This is a genomic window from Kitasatospora sp. NPDC057500 (assembly GCF_042802195.1).
Taxonomy (GTDB): domain Bacteria; phylum Actinomycetota; class Actinomycetes; order Streptomycetales; family Streptomycetaceae; genus Kitasatospora.
This window is the reverse complement of the sequence record NZ_JBHVER010000368.1, coordinates 1-3947: the sequence shown is the minus strand read 5'-3', so window position 1 is coordinate 3947 and position 3947 is coordinate 1. Positions and strand designations below refer to the sequence as shown.

The window sequence follows — 3947 nt, the reverse complement described above, 5'->3', positions numbered from 1 at the left end:
AGCTACCTCGCAGGCCTCCACCTCCGCGCCTCAATGATCTGGATAGACGACCTCGTGCGACCACCCAACTGATCACAACATCACACAGGCCCTAGCGGCCCGGCAGCGGGAGGGCGGGGAGGGCCGGGGAAGGAGGAGTGTCGGGGCCTGGCGGCTCCTTGGGGCGGGGAGGGGCCTGGGAGCGGGGCGGGGCCTGACGGCCCCGGGCGGGTGGGTGGGTGCCGGCCCGGGCCTGACGGCCCCGGCGACCGGGCGGGGCCCGAGAGCCGGCTCCGAACTCGCGGCCACTGTGCGGCGCAGCACCGGCAGCACACCCCGGTGCGGCCGTCGTCGGGCACGGCGGCCAGGTCCGTGAGGGTCCCGGCGGCGATCCGGTAGGAGGCGCGCAGCGGCAGGTGGCGGTCGTCGTCCCGTTGGGTGGTCGCCGCGGCGACCACGGCGAGGTGGTCCAGCACCTGGCCGTGGTCGAGGCGGACCGTCTCCCGGGCCCGGAGTCCGGGCGGCGCGGCACACCCCGCACACCCGACAGGGCGCGGCGCCATGCTCACGCTTCACCACCAGGGCGTCCCGGCACAGCGCGGCGGCCCGCGGTCGAAGAACCTCTCCTCGCCATGGGAGCCGGCACAGGCAGGGCACAGCGGAACCGGCCCTCCCGGCACCACCACAGCGTCCGGAGCGGAACAGGTCCACACGCCCGGGCCACGGCCGGCCCACCGACGGCCGCCGGCGCAGCACGACGGCGGGGCGCGGGCCGGCGAGACCGAAAACCGCCCCTCCAGAATCCTCCTGTCCGCCATTCCGAGAAGAATTCCGACCACGCACACCAGCCAGCCAGGCAATCAGAATTCAGGAATTCAGGCCTCGAATACGGGCCGACGAAACCCGCCGCCGGGCCGCGAACCGACGGGCCCCGCCCACCTGACCCCAAAAGTCGTCACAGAAAGTGACAACTCCGAGCGGTGGCGTCTGCTTGACAGGTCCAACCAAAGGTCCAGACAACCAGGCCTCCGAGGCTATTTCACGCCCAAAGCAGCCAACAGGTCACACCCGCGGTCCTTCACCGGGCAGAGCCTGGCGTGCAGCACCCGCTCCTCCCACCACGGTCGGCGGGATGGCCTGCCTCCGGGAAGAGCGACCGCACCCCGGCAGCGCGGCGGACGCACAGCCCGCAGGACGGGACGGTGGGTGCTCCCGTCCCGGCCCTGCAGGCAGGCAGGGGCGGGGCGGGCAGTCCTCTGCGGGCCTGTCGGCGGAATCGCCCCGCACGGGCCCCTGTTGTGGCCGATGATGGTGATCCGCCCGGCCGCACGAGGGCCGGCACGGGCGTGGGGGAAAGGATGTCGCGCGTGGAGTTGACCCGCACCGGCCTGCACGGTGTGCCCTGGCCGGAACTGCTGCCCGACCTGCGCCCCGCCCTCGTCGTCCCTGCCGCGCCCGAACGCCTCCCCCACCCCGGCGACGGCTGGACCCGCCACATGCCCGAAGCCCCCGACCCCGCCTGGACCGCCCACCTGGACAGCCACCTGGACGGCCACCGGCTCACCGTGCAGCGGCCCGGCGGACACACCTGGTACGACGGCCACCTCACCGCCGGCCGCGAATGGCACCGCGCCACCCGCACCCACCGCGCGCTACTGCTGATCACCGGGCCGTTCAGCGGCCCCCACGACCTCCCCACCGCAGCAGCCCACGGCCACCTCCTCCTCCTCAGCACCCCCATCCGCCACGCGTAACACCCCGCGACCCGCCGTGCCGGGAGGAGCCTGCCGCCGTCCCGGGAGCAACGGCGGCCGGGGCGGACAGCGCCCACGCGCGGCCGGGGCGTAGGTCAAGGATGAACAACGGCGCAGCCCAACGACCGGCGACGGCGACGACGGCGACGACGGCCGCGCGGGACAGCCCGCGGCGCAGCGGCACGACGGCCACCGCTGCGCGCACGACCGGCCCACACACGCTGCAGCCGAACACCCCCGCACCGCTGGGCCGCAGCGGCCGCCGCACCACCCACCCGACCCCCGGAAAAATTCGCCGCCGCCCCGCCCTGACCTCAGCCGGAACCGGACACGACAGACGGGACACGACGCAGCACACCGCCGGGAGAAGGACCACGCCGCACACCCTTGCGTGTGGCCTGGCGGCCGTACGGGGGCCGTGGCCTGACGGCCCCGTCGGTGGAGTGAGGCCCGGGAGGCGGGGCGCAGCGGCGGGGGCCTCGGCGGCGGCGAACCGGCGCAGCGGGTGCTGGAGGGCCTGGACGGCGGCACGGTGACGGTGTTCGTCCGGCACGCCCGCGCTGCCCGGGCCGGACTCGAGGCCGCCTTCACCGTCCTCGGACTCCCCGCGTCGTCCCCCGGCCCGACGGCCAACAGGCGGCGGGCGGCAGGCGGCAGGGCGGCAGGCGGCAGGGCGAGCCCGCCCCCGCGGGGCGCGGCAGGCGCGTGCGGGCCGCGGCCGGCGGCCCGGCCCCGAGGCCCTGCTGGCCGCCTTCCAGGCCGCCTGCGGGGCCGGGGCGGACGAGACGAAGACGAACACCCCGGTCCCGGACAGCAACCAGGGCCACGACGAAGACTTACTGATCGTTTCAGAATGATCGCGAGAGCCGCCGCAGACAGATGATCGAGCAGGCGAGTTCGAGCAGTCCCTGATGAAGGTCCGCCCGATGCTCGTAGCGGATCCGTAGATGCTTGAACTGGTTCAGCCAGGCGAACGCACGCTCCACGACCCAACGCACCTTGCCAAGTCCGGAGCCGTGAGCCACGCTGCGTCGGGCGATCATCGGCTTGACACCACGCTTCCATAGTTGGCGGCGGTACTTGTCGAAGTCGTAGCCCCGGTCCGCGTACACGCGCCGGGGTCTGCGGCGGGGCCGCCCCACCAGACCCCGGATCGGTGGTACCGCGTCCAGCAGCGGCAGAAGCTGGGTGACGTCATGTCGGTTGCCACCGGTGAGAGTGACGGCCAGCGGGGTGCCGTGGCGGTCGACGATCAGGTGGTGCTTGGAGCCAGGCCGGGCGCGGTCAACAGGCGAGGGGCCGACGTGATCCCCCCTTTGAGGGCCCGGACGTGCGATCCGTCCACGGCGCAGTCGTCCAGGTCCAGCAAGTCGGCTCGGCGCAGTTCGGTCAACAGTGCGGCGTGCAGTCGGGGCCAGACGCCCGCCTGGGTCCAGTCCCGTAGCCTGCGCCAGGCAGTTACCCCGGAGCAACCAACGACCACACTCGGTACGTCGCACCAGGCCACGCCTTTGCGCAGGACGTAGACGATGCCAGCCAGCGCGACTCGGTCGGGCACCGGGAGCCGCCCGGGATGGCGGTGCCGTCGCGCGGGCCGCGCTGGCAGAAGCGGGGCTATCCGGTCCCACAGCTCGTCAGGGACGAGGTTCGCGGTCACGACCGGGAAGCATGCCAGACAACCGGGTTGAGCCCTCGGAGCCGGCTCGACATACTCCCCGAATGACCAACACTGGGAGCGAAGCCGCACAGCAGGGATGGGACGGTCCCTGGTACCGCGTCCGAACGGATCGGTTCGAGGCGTCGTTCCTGCCCAACGCGGGCGAGCCTCTTGACGGCATCTGCAACGTCGACGTCGAGGTCCGGCTGACAGCGGACGGCTCACGCTGGAGCGCGACCGTGTTCACCCGTGCCGAGGTCGAACGCATCATGGAGAGGTGGTCCCGCACCGGGGAGGCACTGGGCGGCCGCTACTTCTGGTGCTCCGATGGCCTCATCGTTCGGGATCCCGGCATCGACAGCATGACCCAGGTGCTGGTCGGCCTCCTCGACGACGGCGACTTCACACAGGTTCTCCAGCGACTTGATGACGCATGACCGTCCGACCCTCATCTGAAACGATCAGTTAGAGGTCGTTTTCGTCTTTTTAGCCCGCGTATGAGCTGATTCTCGGAGTGCGTGGGCGTGGTGCGGAAGCAGCTGTAGACACGGTTGGGG

The 3947-nt window shown here is 72.4% G+C and carries 3 protein-coding genes; 2 read left to right on the top strand and 1 reads right to left on the bottom strand.

The window, feature by feature from the left end; translation table 11 throughout:
* Positions 1 to 1337 precede the first annotated feature (1337 nt).
* Complete coding sequence (locus ACFU74_RS36455; RefSeq protein ID WP_380764426.1) at positions 1338 to 1733, top strand: hypothetical protein; 396 nt, start codon at positions 1338 to 1340, stop codon at positions 1731 to 1733.
* Positions 1734 to 2581: 848 nt separating this feature from the next.
* On the opposite strand, the gene ACFU74_RS36450 is transcribed toward ACFU74_RS36455, so the two are convergent.
* A protein-coding gene (locus tag ACFU74_RS36450; protein WP_380764425.1) for an IS5 family transposase occupies positions 2582 to 3390 on the bottom strand; the annotation gives its coding sequence in 2 pieces (ribosomal slippage) (positions 2582 to 3051 and positions 3051 to 3390; 810 coding nt in all).
* A gap of 62 nt (positions 3391 to 3452) precedes the next feature.
* On the opposite strand from ACFU74_RS36450, the gene ACFU74_RS36445 reads away from it, so the two are divergent.
* Positions 3453 to 3827 (top strand): hypothetical protein, encoded by a 375-nt coding sequence (locus tag ACFU74_RS36445; protein ID WP_380764424.1) that lies wholly within the window; start codon positions 3453 to 3455, stop codon positions 3825 to 3827.
* The last annotated feature ends 120 nt before the right edge of the window (positions 3828 to 3947 follow it).

Excerpts from the sequence above, each read along its gene's own strand:
- ACFU74_RS36455 (WP_380764426.1), top strand. The coding sequence starts at position 1,338 with ATGTCGCGCGTGGAGTTGACCCGCACCGGCCTGCACGGTGTGCCCTGG.
- ACFU74_RS36445 (WP_380764424.1), top strand. The coding sequence starts at position 3,453 with ATGACCAACACTGGGAGCGAAGCCGCACAGCAGGGATGGGACGGTCCC.